The sequence below is a fragment of the Caproiciproducens galactitolivorans genome (assembly GCF_004768785.1).
GTDB classification, from domain to species: domain Bacteria; phylum Bacillota; class Clostridia; order Oscillospirales; family Acutalibacteraceae; genus Caproiciproducens; species Caproiciproducens galactitolivorans.
In genome coordinates this window covers 1-19,867 of sequence record NZ_SRMQ01000009.1, presented here as the reverse complement: position 1 = coordinate 19,867, position 19,867 = coordinate 1, and the positions used below count along the sequence as shown (strand labels likewise).

Here is a 19,867-nt window from a genome sequence, read left to right as displayed (position 1 = left end):
GCCTCCTTCATGTCTCCATCATTTCGATGAGCTTCTTAGCAGCAGCAAGGGCGAATTCCCTGTCATTAATATGACAGTCCATTTCATAGAGTTGGACGACTTGGCGGTTTAGGTTCTGCCTCAGGGCATCAAACAGCGCTTTGTCCTCCTTAGGGCCATAAAAGGGTTGTCCCTCGGCATCGATCATGGAAACGCCTTTCAAGGGGAGAAAAAGGGCAGTCTTTCCTTTGGCCATATTCAATTTTTCCGCCAGCTTCTTGCCGATCGCCTCGTTCTCCGGTACGGTCGTACGCATCAGGGTAACGGTTGGATTGTGCCGGTAGAGATTTCTTTTCCGATGCTGTTTTGGCACAGTATCCCAAGGGCCGAAGTTGACCATATCGCAGGCGCCCACCGAAACAACCTGGGGTATTCCACAGAAACCTGCAGCTTCATTGCGGTGAGGCCCAGCGTTTAAAACGCCTCCGAAAAGCTCATCGCACCACTCTGTGGTGGTCAAATCCAACACACCTTTGAAATATCCGTTTTGAATGAGCAATTCCATGGTTCGCCCACCGGTTCCGGTCGCATGAAACACCAAGACCTCATAACCTTTGGATTCAAGGTAACTTTTTGCCTGGTCAATGCAGGGGGTAGTGACGCCAAACATGGACGCCGCAATCAGCGGCTTCTGTTCGATTTTTTTTGTCAACTTATGCTCCAGCATCCCGGCCATGGCAAATACGGCATTACTGAAAATTCTGGTAGAAATCAGGTTAAGCCCCGCCACGTCAACGATAGAGGGAATAAGGATCACATCACTCGTGCCCACATATTGCTCTGTATTTCCCGAAGCCATAGTGGAGACAACAATCTTCGGCACTCCTATGGGCAGAGCACGCATTGCGGGAGTAATGATTGAAGTGCCCCCCGAACCGCCAAGAGAGATGATTCCGTCAAATTTCCCTTCATTGTAAAGGCGGGGGATGATCTTCTCCACACCAAGGGACATCGCCGCGGTGGCTCTAGCACGGTCTTTAGATGCAACGATTTCGGACAGATTTTCGCCGGCCTCAGCCGCTATTTCATTGTTGGAGACGTCTGGGGAAAACAACGGACTGAAGGTTCCTGTATGGATCGTTAATGTTTTCAATCCGATTTCCTCAAACAACTCCTTGAGGAAAAGAAATTCTTTCCCCTTGCTGTCGAATGTGCCAGCAATCGCTACTGTTTTCACCTTCCAAGTACACCTCCTTTTGATTCTGAAAATTCCGCCGCCTGCCTTTTCCCGATGTTGGATCCTTGCATCGATAAAAACTTTGACGGTGGAAACTATGATAGATTTTATCATCAGAAAAATATTAATTGTATATGTTGATTTAATATGTTCTTGTGTTTATTTAATTTTTGTTATATTTATTCAATTTTTTGTATCAACACTCGCCCGGTATGCAGTTGGTGTCATCTTTTTGTACTTCTTAAAGATTTTGGAAAATTGTATGTAGTCAGGATATCCGACCAGTTCGGCAATTTTGCTGACAGGCGTTCCTTTTTCCTTAAGAAACTCGCAAGCTTTATTCATTCTGTAACGGATTAAATACTCTGTAAAACTACAGCCTACTGTTTTTTTAAACTTAGCGCTGAGATACGGAATCGAGATATGGGTGGCTAAAGCCAACTCGCTTAAACAGATCGGCTTCCCGTAATTATTTTTAATGTAATCCTTAATAAATTCCACATAGTCGTAATCGTAAGCCTGACCGGCAAGGGCCTTGATGAGACTGTCCTCTTCTTTGGTGTTCTCCGAATATTTGAAGGATTTTGTGGTATTTATAATAGCTTTTTCCGCGGGAATACGTTCGAAGGAAGAACCGCCGATGAATCCTTGACATTCGGTATTGTCATAAATATATTTTGCATCCAAGGGAGACTTAATTGGGCCGCCATAGACCATTTTTACAACACTTGGGTTTATTCTGTCGCAGACATCGAACACTTGCTGCGCCAGCACTCTGCTCCTGTCTAAGGATTGAACCTTTTTCGCGCCCAAAATACCGCCGGCTGTGAGTCCTAAATGGACACAGATCACGTCTGCGCCCGCTTCTAACATTTGCTCTGCCTGCACTACATCGAAAACGAAGGCCAGCGTAAACATGTCCTGCTTGTGGGCAAGCTTGATGACTTCTATCTCGAGAGAGTAAGAGAGACCTTCTTCTTCCAGCGCTTCACGAAATTGCCCGTCGATGAGTCCTATAGTAGGCCAATTGTTTATTCCATCGAAACCAGCGTTCTTGATTTGTGTTATGTAATTTTCCAAATTGATATTTGGGTCGGTGGCATTGATGCCAAAAAGGATGGGAGTCTTTGGCATGAGCGGCATAAGCTCCCTGGAAGCGAAATCCATAACAACCCAATTGCTGTTCGAATAACAAAGGTAACTGGCCAACGAAGCACGGCCGGTTTGCCGAAAGCGGCCTGCACTTAGTGCGAGAATGAGGTCTGCGCCACCCAGTACGCTGCACTTAGTAGTCATGCCGCTACCTGCAGCCACCCCGATAATATGCCCATTCACCTGTATCTGTGCATTTAGTCTTTTTATGATCTCCTTCCGCTCGATTTGCATATCAGCACCTCCAGCACAATAAAGCCGCACAAAAATATTAGCTGTTTACAAAAAAATTTGTCTCTATTATAAAATTATATGTACTGTTTAATCAGATAAATATGTCATTATATATTATTTTTATGTTGTTTCTTAATCTATCTACAAAACGGTTTTTGCAAATGGGATTCGAAACATGCCGGATAAGCAAACCCTCCGTCCATTTGGCAATGCGGATTTGCTACAACAATTATGCAGAAACAATTTCACCCAATCCATATTTTGTGAATTGGGTGAAATTTGAAGATTGAAAAGAAATTTAAATTGTCCTTTAGAACACCCCGAACTGCCTTGTAGAGTCGCCGCCCAGACGGATTCCGGTTTTTACATCAAGACGGACGGACACATGGGTGAGCAACTTGTTCTTGCTGTCATACACGTCATACATAATGTAAACCGTACCATTTTTTCTGCCGGTTATTTTATAATTTCCGTTTGCCTGCTTTGTCACGCTCGCAATATTGGGATTGGTGGAATAAACTTTTACCGAAGTTCCCCGGGGTTCCGCCGCCAACCGATTTCATAATTGCCGTTGATCGGCATGGTGTAGCTGTGGTATCAAGCAGAATGGAATCGCCCATGCGCCTGTATCATAGCGAACAGCATAGTGTAAGTGAGAATGAGTGACAGTACTTTTCCGGTAATCATTTTCATACCTTGGATTCTCCTTCGTATCGGATATTATTTCAATCTTTCAGCGCATAGCAAAACCCGCATGGTTATTAGACCATGCGGGTTTTCATCTGGTGGAGGAGGATGGATTCGGACCATCGAAGCTATAAAGCAACAGATTTACAGTCTGCCCCCTTTGGCCACTCGGGAACTCCTCCATATATGGAGTTTTGTTTCCAAAACTCCTTTTAACGCTTGGAGCTGGCAGACGGACTTGAACCCCCGACCTGCTGATTACAAATCAGCTGCTCTACCAACTGAGCTACGCCAGCATTTTCACAGCGCTTATGTATAATACCACGTTCTTTACCGAATGTCAAGACTTTTTAAGAAAACATGTCACAATGTATGAAACGGGGCGCGAACATGCGGAACGCAGAGCAAATATAAAAAATTTATGGGCAAAAAAAAGCGAATGGTGAAAGCAAGAATGTGGTCTGAAGCATGATATCGCAAGGTGTTTTACATCTGTTTTGGCAAATTAAAAAACGCGCCTGCAACAGTTCTATTGGACTGTTCCCGATTGAACAGACAAAGAAATAAAAGCCCTGTCGCAGAATAGCTCAGATTTAGGCGGTCTTGCTCCGTATTTCGGACGGAGTGAGGCCGTTTTTCATGTTAATACGCTCATAATTGTAAAATTGGACATATTCAGCTACTGCCTGTTCAACTTCAGCGCAACTGGAAAACTTGGTACGGTATTTTTCGTGGCCTGCCTTTAGGAAGAGGTATATACCCGTTGGCAATCAAGCACGCCTTCCAATGTTGGCGGCTGACCAACTGTTTGATTTGATATTTTGTTAGTCCGTAGCTTTCTCGTATTTCTCGGTTCGTTTCTCCAGATGCCTTTCGACGGAATACTTCCTCGCTTAACATTTCTACTTTTGTATATTTTCTGGGCATAAAATTACCTCCTGTTGTACTTTCCATTCTACAACAGGAGGTCTCTTTTTTACTGTCCGTTTTCTGGGGGATAATCCATTTAATTTAAGGAGGTACTTTTCATCGTTTTCTTTCAGCTTCTTTTGCGAAAATTCTTCAATATTGTTAATGAGACAAAATCTCTGATGGCTTTATCCGTTATAAGCATGCGGAAAACTTTCGCCTGCCGGGACGGAAATTAGAAGAATCTATCCTGCAGCTTTCTGAGCTGGTACACCAAGGAAAAAGCATCCAAATCCACCATGTCGTAGGTGATGACTTCGCCCTTCTTGACATCCTGCCGATTGCTCTGTTGATATTGAACGTTATATCTTCCAACCAGCCGAAAAAAGCAAATGAAAAGATACCATAAAAGCGGTAGTAACCGACGATAAATCAGCACAAATCTATATTTTGACAAAAAGAAAACCCACACAAATTACTGAAATGTTCAGCATTTATGCAGGTTTTCTCTGTTTTTGTTTGGTGAACCATCGGGGATTCGAACCCCGGACACCTTGATTAAAAGTCAAGTGCTCTACCGACTGAGCTAATGATTCATAACCAACTTATATATTATACCAGTTTTCGATACTGGTGTCAACAATTAATTTGCCTGTCCGCGTACAAAGCCCGCAGACAGGCGTTTTGGCTGGGCTGGCAGGATTTGAACCTACGGAATGACGGAGTCAAAGTCCGTTGCCTTACCCCTTGGCTACAGCCCAATATGAAGCGCGGAACTCTCAGCATGTCCGCGCCAAATTTTTATATGGGGTGGAAGATGGGATTCGAACCCACGGTCTCCAGTGCCACAAACTGGCGCTTTAACCAGCTAAGCTACATCCACCATCATATGGCGCGCCAAAAGGGACTCGAACCCCTGACCTACTGCTTAGAAGGCAGTTGCTCTATCCAGCTGAGCTATTGGCGCAAAGCCATGGAGCGAGTGATGGGAATCGAACCCACACAACCAGCTTGGAAGGCTGGAGTTCTACCACTGAACTACACTCGCATTTTAGCGACGGCTATTATTTTAGCATAGTTCAGTGGCAAATGTCAATACGAAATTCAATTTTCCTTCATTTATTTTAAAACATCCAGCCGAATTGCATTTGAATCATCCACGGTCACCGATATGCCGGTAATCGCATCTGCGTAATTCTCCACAATCAGGGAGGCGATTCGATCCTCCACTTCGCGGCGGATTAAATTGCGAAGATCCCTGGCGCCGCTCTTTTTGCCGAAAGCATGTTCCGCCAGCCACCGGGTCGCCCTGTCGTCATAAACCAAACGGATACCGCGTTCTTTCAGGGAATCCACATACTCATCCAGCATGAGATGGGAAATCTTCTCATAATCATTTACATCCAGCGTGCGGAATACGATGATTTCATCCACACGGCTCAAAAATTCGGGGCGCAAAAACTCCGACAGCGCCTTCAAAGCCTTTTCACGGGTAACATCGGATTCGTTTTTGGTAAATCCGAGCGTCCCTTCCTTTTTCTCGCTTCCCGCGTTGGAAGTCATCACAATTACCGTATTCTCAAAGTTCACGGAACGACCGTGCGCGTCGGTAATATGGCCTTCATCGAGTATTTGCAGCAGAATGTTCATCACATCCGGGTGCGCTTTCTCGATTTCATCAAAGAGCAGGACGGAGTACGGGCGGCGGCGTACCTTTTCGGTAACCTGCCCGGCTTCGTCATAACCGACGTAACCCGGAGGAGAACCGATAATCCGGGAAACCGAATGCTTCTCCATGAATTCGGACATATCGAGCCGTATAAGCGTCTCTGGCGTGTCAAATAGCTCTTTGGAAAGCACTTTCACCAATTCGGTCTTTCCAATGCCTGTGGGGCCTACAAAAATAAAGGAGGCCGGCCTGCGGCGGGGGCTGATCTGCACCCTGCTGCGGCGGATCGCCGCGGCAACAGCCTTAACGGCTTCCTGCTGGCCGATAACCTTGGAATTGAGGACATCCTCAAGATCGGAAAGCTTTTTCAGCTCATTTTCCTGTATCTTACTGGCAGGAATACCCGTCCAAAGCTCAATCACCCGGGCGATATCCCTTTCCTCCACCTCTGCGCCAAGCGCTTTGGGGGCCAGTTCCTTTGTTTTTTCTTCAAGGCGGGAAATGTCCGTACGGATGACGGCCAATTTTTCGTAATCCGGCTGCACATCCTCCGCGGTCAATTCCTCTTCCTCTTCCCGCAACTTTTCCAGCTCGAAGTTCGCTGCGTCGTAATCCGCCATCGAAATATTGCGCAGGGCGGCACAGGCACAGGATTCGTCGAGAAGATCAATTGCCTTGTCGGGGAGAAAACGGTCGTTAATATATCGTTCGGAAAGGATAACCGCCTTGCGCGCAATTTGCTCCGACACGTGCACGCGGTGGTACGCTTCATAATAGGATTTGATCCCCATCAGCACGTCGACGGTCTCTTCAATGGATGGTTCGGCAATGGTTACCGGCTGGAAACGCCGTTCCAGAGCCGCGTCCTTTTCAATATATTTCCGGTACTCAACAAAAGTAGTTGCACCGATGACTTGAATTTCCCCTCTCGAAAGCGCGGGTTTCAGAATGTTGGCGGCGTTCATAGAGCCTTCCGCGTCGCCCGTACCGACAAGGTTGTGTACTTCATCGATAAAGAGGATAATATTGCCCTCGGCCTTTACCTCATCAACCAGCCCTTTAATCCGGCTTTCAAACTGACCGCGGAACTGTGTCCCGGCTACCAGAGCGGTCAAATCGAGCAGGTGGATTTCCTTCTTCATCAGCCTTGCGGGAACCATCCCGTTCGCAATCCGCAGGGCAAGGCCTTCCGCCACCGCGGTTTTACCGACGCCCGGCTCGCCGATCAGGCAGGGGTTGTTTTTTGTACGGCGGCTTAAAATCTGAATCACGCGGGAAATTTCTTTCTCGCGCCCGATGATATTGTCAATTTCGCCGGCTTTCGCTTTCGCGGTCAGATTGGTGCAGTAAGCGGTCAGGTGCTTGCGCTTTGTCTTGCGCTTGTCTTTCTTTTCCCTTTTTTCTGTTTCATTGTCCTGTACCTTTTCAGGCGTATTTCCGCCGGTGGAAAAAATATTCTGCAAGAACGGAAAAGTCGCGGCGCCCCCTGGAATGAATCCATCGCTGCTGCCATCGTCCTCGTCATTCGGGTTGGAAGCCATCAGTTCGTTCAGCTCCGATTCCATCGCTTCCATCTGCTCCTCGGTAATCCCCATTTTTTCCATCAGGTCGTTTACGGGTTTAATTCCGAGCTCTTTTGCGCATACAAGGCAAAGCCCCTGGCTTTCCCTGGAGTTTACTGTCGGCGAAATAAAAACAACCGCCGGCCTTTTGTGGCATCTCGAACACATCATAGGAATAACTCACTTCTTCTCTTTCAAAAAATATATCGATAGGTCAGTTATTTGCGGAATGCTTTTTTATCCATTACCTCGTTGAAATCAATCGCGTCCTTCGGATCGTCGGAATGAAGGATCGACTGAAAAATTTTAAAGTACTGGATAAATGCGTATATCATAAATGCGGCTGTAATCGACAGCAAGGAAACGGTAACGGTCATATTTTCCATGTGCCAGATCCCCTTCATCGCGACAATAACAGCAAAGGAAATATAAAATAGAACCGTTGCAACCTTCCCGTACCATTTGGAACCGGTGGGCCTTTTTTTCTTTTTAATCAGAAGGCACGCCGCAAACACCATTAAAATCTCTTTTACGACGAAGATTCCCAGTAACGGAATAAGAACCGGCTGTTCAATCGCCAGACAGACCGCAACCGCTCCCTGCGTCAGCTTATCGGAAAGCGGATCCAGCATCTGCCCCAATTCCGTAAACTGATTGAATTTGCGGGCAATCAGGCCATCGAACATATCCGAAAGTCCGGATAAAATTAATACGACACCTGCGGGTATCAGCTCATCGCGCATAAAATAATAGACAAATGGAATGATAAGCAGAATGCGCAAAACCGACAGCCCGTTTGGTATATTAATATTCTTATTCCTGTTTTTCATTCACATTAACCTCATTCTAAATTTCCGCCTGATACAGCAAATATACTGGATTTATCGTATCCGCATACTTGTAAATACTTGACTGGCTGATATCCTTTTCATGAATCTGCGGGAATTTCGCCGAAATAAACGGAAGCACAAAGCGTAAAAGCGCACAAAGCACCAGCACAAGCAAAACGCCCTTGCAAAGGCCGAAAACACCACCAAGCAGAGAATTTATTGCGTGGAGCACCGGAAGCCTGCACACTGTGTCAAGTGCCCGGGCCGCCATTTGCACCAGAATCTGAAGGACAATGAAAACAACAAGTATTGATATCACCTTAACAAATGTGCGGTCAAGCGGAGTTACCGCCTGCTGTTTATTCAAATACCCGCAGACCACCGCGGTAACATAATCCGACAGCGCAAAAGAGGCGGCAATTGCAAAAAAATAGCCGACCAATTCTGCCAGAGAGCGCACCAGTCCTATTCGAAAACCCGATACAACCGAGCAAAGGGCTATCATGCAAAGCAAAATATCCAATACGGCGCCCATCTTTTCCTCCAAATGCATTGTTTCAAATTAATATAGCACAAATCAGAATTAAGCACAAGGACTCATTTTGCGCTGGCGTAACGAATCTCGGATACTCCCAGAATATAGACTGAAGTTTCGTTATGCAGGGAAATCGCCCTCGCGTCACTTCCGGCGGCACAGCTTCCGGCCGGTCTACCCGTTGAGGCGGAGTAAAACCGCACTTTCCCCTGTGAAAGAGCCGCCGCAGTATCACCGTAAAGGGACACCGACACCGGATCCTGTTCAAGCGTATTGTTTGCCGTTACGCTGCCAGAAGCGTTCAGCACGACCAGTCTTCCGCTTTGGGTGTTTCCGAAAGCAGAAAGTCCCAAGGCCGTCCGGCCGCTATCCATACAATATGCCTTTAACTGCATACCTTGATAATCATAATCTGTTTTTGTACGGCTGCCAGCATCAATGACCGAAGTCAACCGGTCGCCGACAGCAGAAACGGTGTCTTTATCGCTCCATGAAATATCGAGCATCATATTTTCCGCATATGCGGCGACAGGCGTAACCGTCTTATTCTCGTTAAAGTCGAAAAGGTATACCGCGGAGTTCATCCCGCCGTCCTTGGTGCCCACGGCGGCAACCGCGGCTTTCGTCCCGTCGTAGTTCAGCGCAACGGCGGCCGGGTAATAATCGGAAAACCAATAGCGGAACATTGCCTTGTTTTTTGTATTGTAGGCCGTCAAGCAGCCTAGGTAGCCGTCCGCTTCCGTAACCAACGCGTAGCGCCCATTTCCCGCAAGCGCCCCCGCCAGAATATTCTTCTGTGCCGTACTTTTCACAAGTGTGCCGCTCTGGCTTTCCAGCTGATATCCCTTTCCGCCGAGATTATAAATTAAAATACGGTTCCCGCTCACCTTCATCACGGGCTGTGAATAACTGTGCTGCCGGCTGCTGACTGCTTTCGCCGTGGAATTCAGCACAGTCAGCGCGGTATCGCTGAGAACATAGATTTCCTTGTTTACAGATTTAAAATTCCCAACGGCAACAGAATTGCCCACGATTTTCGACGGAAACCCGTCCCCGATGCCCATACCGACAACGCTGTCGTGCACCCAGTCCAGCACATTTTCAGGGGTCAGATTACTTCGGTTAAACCAAACGAGCATCGAAACTACGCAAAGAATCAGGATGACAATGATTTTATAGACCCAGCGCGGAATACGGGGCTCCCGGTGGCTGCGCCGGTTCCTTTTCCGCCTTTCTTTCTGAGGAAGATGTTTGGATGTGTCTATCTCAACTGTATCGTAACGCCGTCCCGCGTCGCCCATGCTCACTTCACATCCTCATAATAAACATGATTTAAATACAGGCCGCAGGGCGGCGCGGTCGGCCCGGCTGCTTTGCGGTCTTTGGCTTCGATAATCCGGGGGATATCCTCCGGCTGAAGCTTGCCCTGCGCCACACGCAGAAGGGTTCCCACCATTATACGGACCATATTGTAAAGAAAACCGTCGGCAGCTACCGTAAAGGTAACCATGTCGCCTTCCCGCGCACACTCCGCTTTCGTAATCGTACGGACAAAATTCCCGCGTTCACGCGCGTCCATTGTGCAGAACGAGCTGAAATCATGCGCCCCCAAAAAGTGGGCAGCGGCTTTGTTAAGCTTGTCCAAGTCAAGCGCATACCAGTAATGCAGCGCACGGTGATTCAAAAAGGGGTTGCGTACAGGATTGTTCCAGATTTGGTAAACATATTCCTTGCCGATGCAGGAATAACGCGCGTGAAAGTCGGGCGAAACCTCCCGGCAGTCCAGCACCGCGATATCCTCGGGAAGGAAATGGTTCAGCGCGCCCAAAAGCCGCGCGCAGGGAATGGTATGCTCTGTTTTAAGGCTGACGCAGTATTCCCGGGCATGCACGAACGAATCCGTACGGCTGCAGCCCTTAATATCCGGTTTTTCATGAAGCACCCGGACAAGGGCTTCCTGAAATACCTGCTGAACGGAAACGGCGTTCTGCTGGATCTGCCAGCCGTGATAGCCCGAGCCGTCGTAACAAATGGTCAGCAGAAGGTTCCGCATAACACCGCTCCTCTCTGAAATTTTGTCCAGGACGCCATTCTACCGAAAAAACTGTTCCAGTATTTGAACAGATCTTAAATAAACCATAAATTAATGCAGAACCGCCGGAAAATACAGGTTGCAGGCAACAACCGCCGCACAGACAACCATTGAAACAACAACCGCCACCGCGTCCAACGACGTTGCATGCAGCACCTTCATTTTGGTTCGGCCCTCGCCGCCGTGGTAACACCGGCATTCCATGGCCATGGCAAGGTCATATGCCCGCCGGAACGACGAAACGAAAAGCGGAATCAAAATCGGGATGAGCGCCCGGATGCGCTGCATGAGCCCGCCGCTTTCCATGTCGGCGCCCCTTGCCTTCTGCGCACTCATGATTTTATCGGTTTCTTCCAGAAGGGTGGGTACAAAGCGCAGCGCAATCGTCATCATCATGGCGATTTCATGCACCTTGACGTGCAGCAACTTCAGCGGCTTCATAATCCGCTCCAGCGCGTCGGTTAGCTCGGTCGGGGACGTGGTAAACGTCAGGACGGAGCTAAACAGAATCAGGCTGATGATGCGGATGGTAACAAAGACCGCGTTGGCCACCCCGCCTGAGGTAATCTGGATACCCCCCCAGCTCCACAGCACGTTTCCGCTCCCGTAAAACAGGTTCAGGACGGAAGTAAAGATCACAACGAATAAAATCGCTTTCAAGCTCTTGAAATACTGGCTGAGCGGTACGCCAGACAAGAGAAGAATACCGAGAATCAGCACCGACATCGTCAGCAGCCCTTCGAAGTTTGAAGCGACAAAAATAAATACAATATAAACAAAGGTAATAATAATTTTCACACGCGGGTCAAGGCGGTGAATAAAAGATTTTCCCGGAATATATTGACCGAGCGTAATATCCCTAATCATGGTTCCGGTTCCCCTTTCCCAAAAGCGGTATCAATTCTTTTAAAGCCTGCTCGACCGTCAGGGCGGTTCCCACCGGGTACCCCTTCGCCTTCAGTACCGCCATGATTTTTGTTATCTGCGGTACGCGAAGCCCCATTTTTTCCAGCTCCCGGTCGCACGCGAACACGTTTTCAGTTGTATCAAACATCGCCGCATGGCCGGCATTCATCACAAGCACGCGATCCGCTGTGCGGGCGATATCTTCCATGCTGTGGGATACCAGCAGGATCGTATTGTGCCGCGTTTTATGATAGGTGACAATCTGGCTTAACAGCACGTCACGGCCGCGCGGGTCAAGCCCCGCCGTGGGCTCGTCCAGAATCAGGACATCCGGGTCCATGGCAATCACGCCGGCGATCGCCACGCGGCGCTTCTCCCCGCCCGAAAGCTCAAACGGGCTTTTTTCAAGCAGTTCCTCTTTTAGCCCGACAAATTCGGCGGCCGCGCGCGCCCGTTTCAGAATTTCGTCCTTGCCCAGCCCCATGTTTCCCGGACCGAACGCAATATCCTTCAGTACGGTTTCTTCAAAGAGCTGATGCTCCGGGTACTGGAACACCATCCCCACCTTGAAACGTACGCTGCGGATTTTCTTCGGATCCTCCCAGATGTCTTTCCCGTTCAGGAGCACCGTACCGCTTGTCGGGCGCAGAAGGCCGTTCAACTGTTGAATCAAAGTGGATTTTCCCGAACCGGTATGCCCGATAACGCCGATAAACTCACCTTGCTTAATTGCGATATTTATATTTTCAACCGCAGTCTTCTGGAACGGCGTTCCCTGTCCGTAGGTATAGGTTAAATTCTTTGTTTCAATGATCGCCATAAGCTTCTCCTACTGTAGCTTTCTTTAAAAGCGGTTCCAGCGCCGCGACACATTCCTCAATCGTCAGCGGACAACCCGGCAAATCAAATCCGACCGCCTTTAAACGATAAGCCAGTTCCGTTACCTGCGGTACATCCAGCTGATGCTTTTTCAGCAGTTCCACCTGTGAAAACACCTCTTGGGGGGATCCTTCTGTGAGGATGCGGCCGCTGTCCATCACGATAACCCGGCCGGCCTGTACGGCCTCGTCCATATAATGCGTAATTAAAACAATGGTAATTCCTTTTTCCCTGTTCAGCTTGTGGAGTGTGTCTAGAACTTCCGTACGCCCGCGCGGGTCAAGCATGGCGGTAGGCTCGTCCAGCACGATGCAGTCCGGCTGCATGGCGATGATGCCCGCGATGGCAATACGCTGTTTCTGGCCGCCGGACAGCTTGTACGGCGCGTTCAGCCGGAAATCGTACATTTCCACCGCTTTCAAGGCTTCGTCCACCCTGCGGCGGATTTCCTCCGGAGGAATGCCCAGGTTTTCGGGCCCAAAGGCCACGTCCTCCTCAACCACGCTCGCAACAAGCTGATTGTCCGGATTCTGTAACACAAGGCCGACGCGGCGGCGGATTTCATAAAGGACACTTTCGTCCTGCGTATCCATTTTATCAACATATACCTTTCCGCCGCTCGGCAACAGCATGGCGTTAAAGGTTTTCGCGATTGTGGATTTTCCCGAACCGTTATGCCCTAAAAGCGCTACGAATTCGCCCTTGCGGATTCCCAGCGAAACGCCGCGGAGCACCTCGTGGCGCTCGGCGGCTTCCGGTTCGTCATAGCTGAAAGTGATATTTTCCGCATTGATATAATCCATTCCAAATCCTACCTGTTTCTCGTTTATCGGCTCTCCCAGATCGCGGTGCTTCCGCAGGGAAGAACCAGCCCGCTCCGGGTAACCGGCAGTCCGATTTCGTCCGACGAAATCCGGCCTCCGAATTTTTTCTGAATCAGCACGCCCAGAAGGTATTCCATAACCGCCGGGGACAGCCCCGTCGTATAGGAGTTTAAAAGGAAGAACAGCGGATGTTCCGAAAGGATCGGAACGCATAGCTCCACCAGCGAGTAAAGCTGTTCCTCCAGCTTCCACACTTCGCCGTTCGGGCCGCGCCCGTAGGAGGGCGGATCCATAATAATGCCGTCGTACGTATTTCCTCGCCGGTGCTCCCTCTGCACAAATTTAACGCAGTCGTCAACCAGCCAGCGCACAGGGCAGTCGGAAAGGCCGGAAGCGGCGGCGTTCTCCTTCGCCCAGGCAACCATTCCTTTGGACGCGTCCACATGGCAGACCGACGCCCCCGCCTTTAAGCAGGCAAGGGTTGCCGCACCGGTGTAGCCGAACAAGTTCAGTACTTTTACCGGACGGTTGGCGCTTTGGATTTTCTTCATTACAAAATCCCAGTTCACGGCCTGCTCCGGAAAAATGCCCGTATGCTTAAAGCCCATGGTCTTGAGCTGGAACGTCAGCTCGCCGTACTGGATTTTCCACATTGGCGGTACTTTTTTCATTTCCTGCCAGCTTCCGCCACCGGTGGACGAGCGGTTGTACCGGGCGTTTGCCCCGCGCCACAGCGGGTCGTCCTTCGGCGTATTCCAGATAATCTGCGGGTCGGGCCGGATGAGGATGACATTTCCCCACCGTTCCAGCCTTTCGCCCGCGGATGTGTCGATCAGTTCATAATCCTTCCAGTTTGCAGTTCTCAATTTGATACCTACTTTTTCTTTGATTCCGCCTTATTACGCCAGTCTTTCCCGAATCACGTCGGCTACGGAATTCGCCAGCGCACTAATATAATCCGGATCCTCGCCCTCGATCATAACGCGGAGCAGCGGTTCCGTTCCGGAGGGGCGCACGACGACGCGGCCGTTTTCGCCCAGCTTCTTCTTTGCTTTATCGATCGATTCCTTTACCTTATCATCAGTATAGAAACGAAGCTTGCCCTCCGCGCTGACGCCTACATTGACCATAACCTGCGGGTAGCGCGTCATCAGGGTGGCAAGGCTCGAAAGCTTCGCCCCCCTGCGGTGTACGATGCTCAAAAGTTGCGCGGCGGTCAATTCTCCGTCGCCCGTTGTCGCAAAATCAAGGAAGATGATATGCCCGCTCTGTTCGCCGCCAAAGTTGTAGCCTTCGAGAAGCATTTCCTCCAGCACGTAACGGTCGCCGACCTTTGTGGCGGAAAATTTCAAGCCGTTGTCGTCGCAAAAGCGGTTAAAGCCCATATTTGTCATGATTGTGCCGACCACGGTGTTTTTATTCAGCTTGCCGCGGCTTTTCAGATCCGCGGCACAGATTGCCATCAGATAATCGCCGTCCACCAGCTGGCCCTTTTCATCGACCGCAAGGCAGCGATCCGCGTCACCGTCAAACGCAACGCCCGCGTCCAGATGATTTTCCTTTACAAAGGTCATCAGGCTTTCGATATGGGTGGAGCCGCAGTTTTCATTCACATTTACTCCGTTCGGCTGGTTCGCCAGCATATGGCATTCGGCGCCCAGCTCGGTAAACAGCAGTTCCGCCGTACGGCTTGCGGAACCGTTTGCGCAATCAATGCCGATTTTCATGCCGTCCAGCGCAAAGGGGACGGTACTTTTAATATGATCTACATAATCGCGCACGGTATTCTCCGCCACCGACACGCTACCGATATCGCCGCCGATCGGGCAGGCCGGCTTCTGCGCATGGTCGAGCACGATCGCTTCGATCTGCTCCTCCAGCGCGTCCGGAAGCTTGTAGCCGTCGCCACTGAAAATTTTAATCCCGTTAAATTCACAGGGGTTATGGCTGGCGGTTAACATTACGCCCGCGTCCGCCTTGTATTTTCCAACCAGATAAGCGACCGCCGGGGTTGGGACAACGCCGAGCTGCACAACATTTGCGCCGACGGAGCAAAGCCCCGCGGTTATGGCGCTTTCCAACATATCGGAAGAAAGGCGCGTATCCTTTCCGATCAGGATCTTGGGGTGGCGGCGGTTGTTATCGGTCAGCACCATAGCGGCCGCGCGGCCGATGTTCATCGCCATTTCGCAGGTCAGCTCGCTGTTTGCAATTCCTCTGACGCCGTCTGTACCAAAAAGTCTTCCCATACTATGAACAACTCCCATTATTGATAAATATAAATTTGAAAGCGGCAACTTTTTCCGCCGCCGGGAACCAGTATTTTCTATGGATTAGAACAGCTTCTGCTGACCATCCTCACAGGAAGCCGGGGTTAACCCCAAATGCAGATACGCCGCTTGCGTGGCACATCGGCCGCGCGGGGTCCGGTTTAAAAATCCAATTTGCATCAGATAGGGTTCGTAGATATCCTCAAGGGTAACAGCTTCTTCGCCGATCGCAGCCGCAAGGGTTTCCAGCCCGACCGGGCCGCCCTTGTAAAATTTAATCAGCGCGTTCAGCATGCGCCGGTCGTTCGCATCCAGGCCGATTTCGTCAATCTCCAACCGGTCCAAGCCCTCTTTCGCGGACTCATACGTAATGACGCCGCCGCTGATAACCTGTGCAAAATCGCGCACGCGCTTCAAAAGCCGGTTGGCAATACGCGGCGTGCCGCGCGAACGCGAAGCAATTTCTAGAGCGCCGTCCGGTTCAATAGGGATATCCAGAATACTTGCGCTCCGGGTAACAATCTGCGCCAGTTCCTGCGGGGAATACATCTCAAGCCGGAGCACAACGCCGAAGCGGTCGCGCAAAGGCGCGGAAAGCTGCCCGGCGCGGGTGGTCGCACCGACCAGCGTAAACTTTGGAAGCGGCAGATGATAAGAAGCCGCCATCTGCCCCTTCCCAGTAATAATATCTAGTGCGTAGTCCTCCATCGCAGGGTAAAGGATTTCCTCCACGCTCCGCGACAGGCGGTGCACTTCGTCGATAAACAGAACATCGCCCGGGTTCAGGTTCGTTAACAAGGCAGCCAGATCCCCCGGCTTTTCAATTGCAGGTCCGGACGTAATGCGAAGGTTCACATTCAGCTCGTTTGCGATAATCCCCGCAAGAGTGGTCTTTCCCAGTCCCGGCGGGCCGTAAAGCAGCACGTGATCCAGCGATTCTTTCCGCTGCTTTGCCGCTTCAATAAAGATCGCAAGGTTTTCCTTCACCTTTTGCTGCCCGATATATTCTGAAAGCACCTTCGGGCGCAGAGGGTTTTCAACCTCGGCGTCCTCGGGAACGTACTCCGGCGCAACCATCCGGTTTTCAAAATCGTAATCACTTGTGTTTTCATCGTAATTCAATTTCCGGTTCTCCCTCCTTGAAAAAGGGGATTCCCTCTTTGATCATTCTTTATTTCATGCCGCCGCCCATTGCTTTCAGCGACAGGCGGATCAGTTCCTCCACGGGAAGAGCCGAATCAAATCCCGCCACCACCGCAGCGGCCTCTGTGGGCGAATAGCCAAGCACCGTCAGCGCATTCACCGCCGCATCCGCGTTTGCCGCGGCGGAAACCGGGCCCGCAGGTGCAAAACCGGCCGACCCCGTCTGCAAACCTTTCACTTTATCCTTCAGTTCAAGGGCAATGCGCTGCGCCAGTTTTGGTCCCACGCCGTTTGCGCGGGTAAGTGCCTTGCTGTCCCCGGTCGCCACCGCCGCAGCGACCTGTTCCGGAGTCAGTTCGGAAAGGATTGCCAAACCAACCTTCGGCCCTACGCCGCTCACTCCCGTAAGCATTTTAAAGCAGTTAAGCTCCCTCAGCGTTGCAAAGCCAAACAAATCCAGCGCATCCTCGCGCACATTCAAGTGCGTGTACAGCAGAACCTGCTCCCCGATTTTGGGCAGCGCGCGCTGGGTGCTGAGCGATGTCAGGCATTTAAACCCGATCCCGCCGCACTCTACCACGGCAACACCGGGTTCCATATGCGTTAAAATTCCTTTTATACTGTAAAACATCTTTTCTCCCGTAACCGGCCCATCCGGTCTTTTCTTATTTAAAACAGTCCGTACGTTTCAGAAGGTTTCGCCTTAAAGCCGAACCGGCCGCCTGACCGTGGCAGATCGCCATGGCAAGCGCGTCCGCGGTATCGTCCGGTTTCGGCATTTCCTTCAGGCACAGAAGCCTGCGCGTCATTTCCATTACCTGCGGTTTCAGAGCCTGCCCGTAGCCGGTAACGGCCATTTTTACCTGTAAGGGCGTATATTCAAAGACTTCAATTCCGGCTTTCTGCGCCGCTAAAAGGATAACACCCCTTGCTTCCGCAACCCCGATCGCCGTTTTCTGGTTGTTTTGGAAGTACAGCTTTTCAATCGCTGCGGCCTCCGGTTTCCATTGGTTCATCACCTTCGTGAGCGAATCATAAATCACCTCAAGCCGGCGGTTAAAATCCTCGCCCGCCTTTGTAACAACCGCACCATGCTCCAGCGGCTGATAGCGCCCGCGCTGTGCGCGGATAACGCCGTAGCCCACAATCGCATAGCCGGGATCAATTCCGAGTATGACCATTTGAAAACGCTCCTATATCCGGCTCTTTTTTCTGCCGCCAAAGCTCTGCCCTTCCTGCGGCTTGCTTTCATAATATCCGTTTTATTATAGCACATACCCGGGCATTAGGGAATAGCGGCCTTCCATTTTACACCTGTGAAGACATCGTAAAATCGTCAAAGTTTACTATGAAAGTACATAATTTTTTATTATATTTTCCTTCCCTGCGTAACGATGTGCCAGAGCCGCACAAGGGACGAAACAAGAAGCGTTCCCACAGCGAGCGCCCCGGCAATGCCCAATGTATGGATTCCCGTTTCAATAAACATTTCATTGTTCCCGATTACGCAGTATTCCATAGTGTAATAGATGCCGCCGCCGGGAACCATGGGTAGCATGGCCGCAAGCAGGAAGCCCGTAACCGGCATTTTAAATAGCCGCGCCATAATCTCCGAATAAACGGAGATGGCGATGGTTGCGACAAAATACTGCATAATATCATTCTGAAGGGGATTGCTGAAAAGGTAGAAAAACCAACCGATCCCACCGCCGAGCGAGGCGAAAAGCAATGTTTTTCCACGCAGGTTCATAACCGCCCCAAAGGGGATACAGGCGAGAAAAGCCCAAATGCAGGGGATAAAATCCGTCATTTCTCACACCCCCCAAATCATGCGCGACAAAGTCAGCGCGATACCCGCCCCAATGGCAATCGCCGTAGCCACCAGCATGCTCTCGGTAAAGCGGATCAGCCCCGCCATCAGGTCCCCGGCGATAATGTCGCGCATGAAACTGGTGATAGCAATGCCGGGAACCAGGTTCATCAAGGCGCCGATAATCACCTTATCAATATTCAGTGCCATGTCGAACTGCGCGGCATACATAACCAGCGCGGCAGCGGCAAAGCTGGAAACCATGTTCACAAAAAAAGGATTGGCGTCGAACTTATTCATAAAATGGCAGACGATTTTGATTACCGCGCCGCAAAACATAGAGCAGAATGCGTCTGAAAAATTACCGCCGAAAAAAAGCGTAAAGAAAAATGCGACCAGCGCGAACATGACAATTTGGAACCCCAGCCCGTAAACAGGCCGGTGCTCAATCTGGGCCAATTCACGGCGAACCGTCTTAAAATCGGGCCGCTCGCTGCAAATGCGGCGGCAAAGGGCATTGCCCCTTTCCACACGGTCAAGGTTGGTGCTGCGGACAGGAATCCGGCGGATCAGGGTAACTGGCCTGCCCTCGGGTGTAACAATAGTAACGTTAATACAGGTGGGAATCGCGAAAATTTCACCCGTATTCACCCCATAGGCACGAAAAATACGCTGCATGGACTCCTCTACGCGATAGATTTCCGCTCCGTTTGAAAGCAGAAGGCTGCCCACGTCGGTGGTCAGCGTAATCAGCTCGTCGTAATTCATTCGCAACACCCTTTTATCCTTCTGAACTTTGCCTTATTCTATCATATTTTCAAATCGCAAACAATATGAAGGGCGGCCGGAATTTCCGGCCGCCCCTTATTAAAGGAAATGCTTATTTTTTGAGAAATTTCTTTACTGCCTCCGCAATATGGCGGGTGCTGAGCCCGAACTCGTCGAGGAGATCCGCCGCCGGGCCGGAATGGCCGTACACATCGTTCACGCCGAGCTTCATGACCGGGATCGGGTATTCCTCGGCCACCACGCTGCAAACCGCTTCGCCAAGCCCGCCGATCACGCTGTGCTCTTCCACCGTGATGATCTTCCCGGTTTCCTGCGCCGCTTTCACGATAATCTCGCGGTCAATCGGCTTGATCGTGTGAA

Annotated in this window: 21 protein-coding genes and 7 tRNA genes; all 28 read right to left on the bottom strand. The window is 50.3% G+C overall.

The genetic code is table 11. The features are described 5' to 3' along the window. Window positions 1-7 precede the first annotated feature (7 nt). Entirely contained in the window at window positions 8-1,216 is a 1,209-nt protein-coding gene (locus tag CAGA_RS09365; protein ID WP_135660160.1) for a Tm-1-like ATP-binding domain-containing protein, read from the bottom strand. Window positions 1,217-1,399: 183 nt separating this feature from the next. Further along, window positions 1,400-2,602 carry a phosphoenolpyruvate hydrolase family protein gene (locus CAGA_RS09360; RefSeq protein ID WP_135660158.1) on the bottom strand — a complete coding sequence of 401 codons (1,203 nt, stop codon included), beginning with the start codon at window positions 2,600-2,602 and terminating at the stop codon, window positions 1,400-1,402. A gap of 310 nt (window positions 2,603-2,912) precedes the next feature. Beyond that, entirely contained in the window at window positions 2,913-3,155 is a 243-nt protein-coding gene (locus CAGA_RS09355) for a hypothetical protein (protein WP_135660156.1), read from the bottom strand. 230 nt (window positions 3,156-3,385) lie between these two features. Continuing rightward, window positions 3,386-3,471: transfer RNA gene (locus CAGA_RS09350), tRNA-Tyr, on the bottom strand. Window positions 3,472-3,509: 38 nt separating this feature from the next. Further along, window positions 3,510-3,585 (bottom strand) — tRNA-Thr (locus CAGA_RS09345). Between the two features lie 297 nt (window positions 3,586-3,882). Then, on the bottom strand, window positions 3,883-4,059 hold the full coding sequence (locus CAGA_RS13005; RefSeq protein WP_135660154.1) for an IS3 family transposase: 177 nt from the start codon (window positions 4,057-4,059) through the stop codon (window positions 3,883-3,885). Then, on the bottom strand, window positions 3,986-4,216 hold the full coding sequence (locus tag CAGA_RS12690; protein WP_167875207.1) for a hypothetical protein: 231 nt from the start codon (window positions 4,214-4,216) through the stop codon (window positions 3,986-3,988). The genes CAGA_RS13005 and CAGA_RS12690 overlap by 74 nt, the downstream gene beginning before the upstream one ends. 502 nt (window positions 4,217-4,718) lie before the next feature. Then, window positions 4,719-4,794: transfer RNA gene (locus CAGA_RS09330), tRNA-Lys, on the bottom strand. An 89-nt stretch (window positions 4,795-4,883) separates the two neighbouring features. Beyond that, window positions 4,884-4,959 (bottom strand) — tRNA-Gln (locus CAGA_RS09325). A 45-nt stretch (window positions 4,960-5,004) separates the two neighbouring features. After that, window positions 5,005-5,081: transfer RNA gene (locus CAGA_RS09320), tRNA-His, on the bottom strand. A gap of 7 nt (window positions 5,082-5,088) precedes the next feature. After that, window positions 5,089-5,165: transfer RNA gene (locus tag CAGA_RS09315), tRNA-Arg, on the bottom strand. Between the two features lie 7 nt (window positions 5,166-5,172). After that, window positions 5,173-5,246: transfer RNA gene (locus CAGA_RS09310), tRNA-Gly, on the bottom strand. A 71-nt stretch (window positions 5,247-5,317) separates the two neighbouring features. Further along, window positions 5,318-7,600 (bottom strand): ATP-dependent Clp protease ATP-binding subunit, encoded by a 2,283-nt coding sequence (locus tag CAGA_RS09305; RefSeq protein WP_135660149.1) that lies wholly within the window; start codon window positions 7,598-7,600, stop codon window positions 5,318-5,320. A gap of 47 nt (window positions 7,601-7,647) precedes the next feature. After that, window positions 7,648-8,259, bottom strand: coding sequence for a CDP-alcohol phosphatidyltransferase family protein (locus tag CAGA_RS09300; protein ID WP_135660147.1), 612 nt, complete (start codon window positions 8,257-8,259; stop codon window positions 7,648-7,650). Window positions 8,260-8,275: 16 nt separating this feature from the next. Beyond that, window positions 8,276-8,794, bottom strand: coding sequence for a CvpA family protein (locus CAGA_RS09295; RefSeq protein ID WP_167875208.1), 519 nt, complete (start codon window positions 8,792-8,794; stop codon window positions 8,276-8,278). 62 nt (window positions 8,795-8,856) lie between these two features. Further along, window positions 8,857-10,095 (bottom strand): DUF5711 family protein, encoded by a 1,239-nt coding sequence (locus tag CAGA_RS09290; protein ID WP_135660142.1) that lies wholly within the window; start codon window positions 10,093-10,095, stop codon window positions 8,857-8,859. A gap of 2 nt (window positions 10,096-10,097) precedes the next feature. Beyond that, window positions 10,098-10,847, bottom strand: a complete 750-nt coding sequence (gene truA / locus CAGA_RS09285) for a tRNA pseudouridine(38-40) synthase TruA (protein WP_135660140.1) — start codon at window positions 10,845-10,847, stop codon at window positions 10,098-10,100. A 90-nt stretch (window positions 10,848-10,937) separates the two neighbouring features. Then, entirely contained in the window at window positions 10,938-11,753 is an 816-nt protein-coding gene (locus CAGA_RS09280; RefSeq protein ID WP_135660138.1) for an energy-coupling factor transporter transmembrane component T family protein, read from the bottom strand. Then, on the bottom strand, window positions 11,746-12,612 hold the full coding sequence (locus tag CAGA_RS09275) for an energy-coupling factor transporter ATPase (protein ID WP_135660136.1): 867 nt from the start codon (window positions 12,610-12,612) through the stop codon (window positions 11,746-11,748). Before CAGA_RS09275 ends, CAGA_RS09280 begins: the two co-directional genes overlap by 8 nt. Then, window positions 12,599-13,474, bottom strand: coding sequence for an energy-coupling factor transporter ATPase (locus CAGA_RS09270; protein ID WP_135660134.1), 876 nt, complete (start codon window positions 13,472-13,474; stop codon window positions 12,599-12,601). The genes CAGA_RS09275 and CAGA_RS09270 overlap by 14 nt, the downstream gene beginning before the upstream one ends. Before the next feature lie 23 nt (window positions 13,475-13,497). Next, on the bottom strand, window positions 13,498-14,361 hold the full coding sequence (locus CAGA_RS09265) for a class I SAM-dependent methyltransferase (protein ID WP_135660132.1): 864 nt from the start codon (window positions 14,359-14,361) through the stop codon (window positions 13,498-13,500). A gap of 33 nt (window positions 14,362-14,394) precedes the next feature. Continuing rightward, a complete protein-coding gene (gene glmM, locus CAGA_RS09260) occupies window positions 14,395-15,744 on the bottom strand; it encodes a phosphoglucosamine mutase (RefSeq protein WP_135660131.1) in 1,350 nt (449 codons plus the stop codon). A gap of 84 nt (window positions 15,745-15,828) precedes the next feature. Further along, the gene (gene ruvB, locus CAGA_RS09255; protein ID WP_135660350.1) at window positions 15,829-16,842 is read right to left on the bottom strand and encodes a Holliday junction branch migration DNA helicase RuvB; all 1,014 of its coding nucleotides are present in this window, start codon (window positions 16,840-16,842) and stop codon (window positions 15,829-15,831) included. A 94-nt stretch (window positions 16,843-16,936) separates the two neighbouring features. After that, on the bottom strand, window positions 16,937-17,539 hold the full coding sequence (gene ruvA / locus CAGA_RS09250) for a Holliday junction branch migration protein RuvA (protein ID WP_135660129.1): 603 nt from the start codon (window positions 17,537-17,539) through the stop codon (window positions 16,937-16,939). A gap of 34 nt (window positions 17,540-17,573) precedes the next feature. Next, on the bottom strand, window positions 17,574-18,089 hold the full coding sequence (gene ruvC, locus CAGA_RS09245) for a crossover junction endodeoxyribonuclease RuvC (protein WP_135660127.1): 516 nt from the start codon (window positions 18,087-18,089) through the stop codon (window positions 17,574-17,576). A 188-nt stretch (window positions 18,090-18,277) separates the two neighbouring features. Next, window positions 18,278-18,718 carry a threonine/serine exporter family protein gene (locus CAGA_RS09240; RefSeq protein ID WP_135660125.1) on the bottom strand — a complete coding sequence of 147 codons (441 nt, stop codon included), beginning with the start codon at window positions 18,716-18,718 and terminating at the stop codon, window positions 18,278-18,280. Between the two features lie 3 nt (window positions 18,719-18,721). Beyond that, window positions 18,722-19,486: a threonine/serine exporter family protein gene (locus CAGA_RS09235; RefSeq protein ID WP_135660123.1), complete on the bottom strand. Its 765-nt coding sequence runs from the start codon at window positions 19,484-19,486 to the stop codon at window positions 18,722-18,724. Window positions 19,487-19,598: 112 nt separating this feature from the next. After that, the coding region (locus CAGA_RS09230; protein WP_279222002.1) for a transketolase C-terminal domain-containing protein at window positions 19,599-19,867 on the bottom strand (269 nt) is incomplete at its 5' end.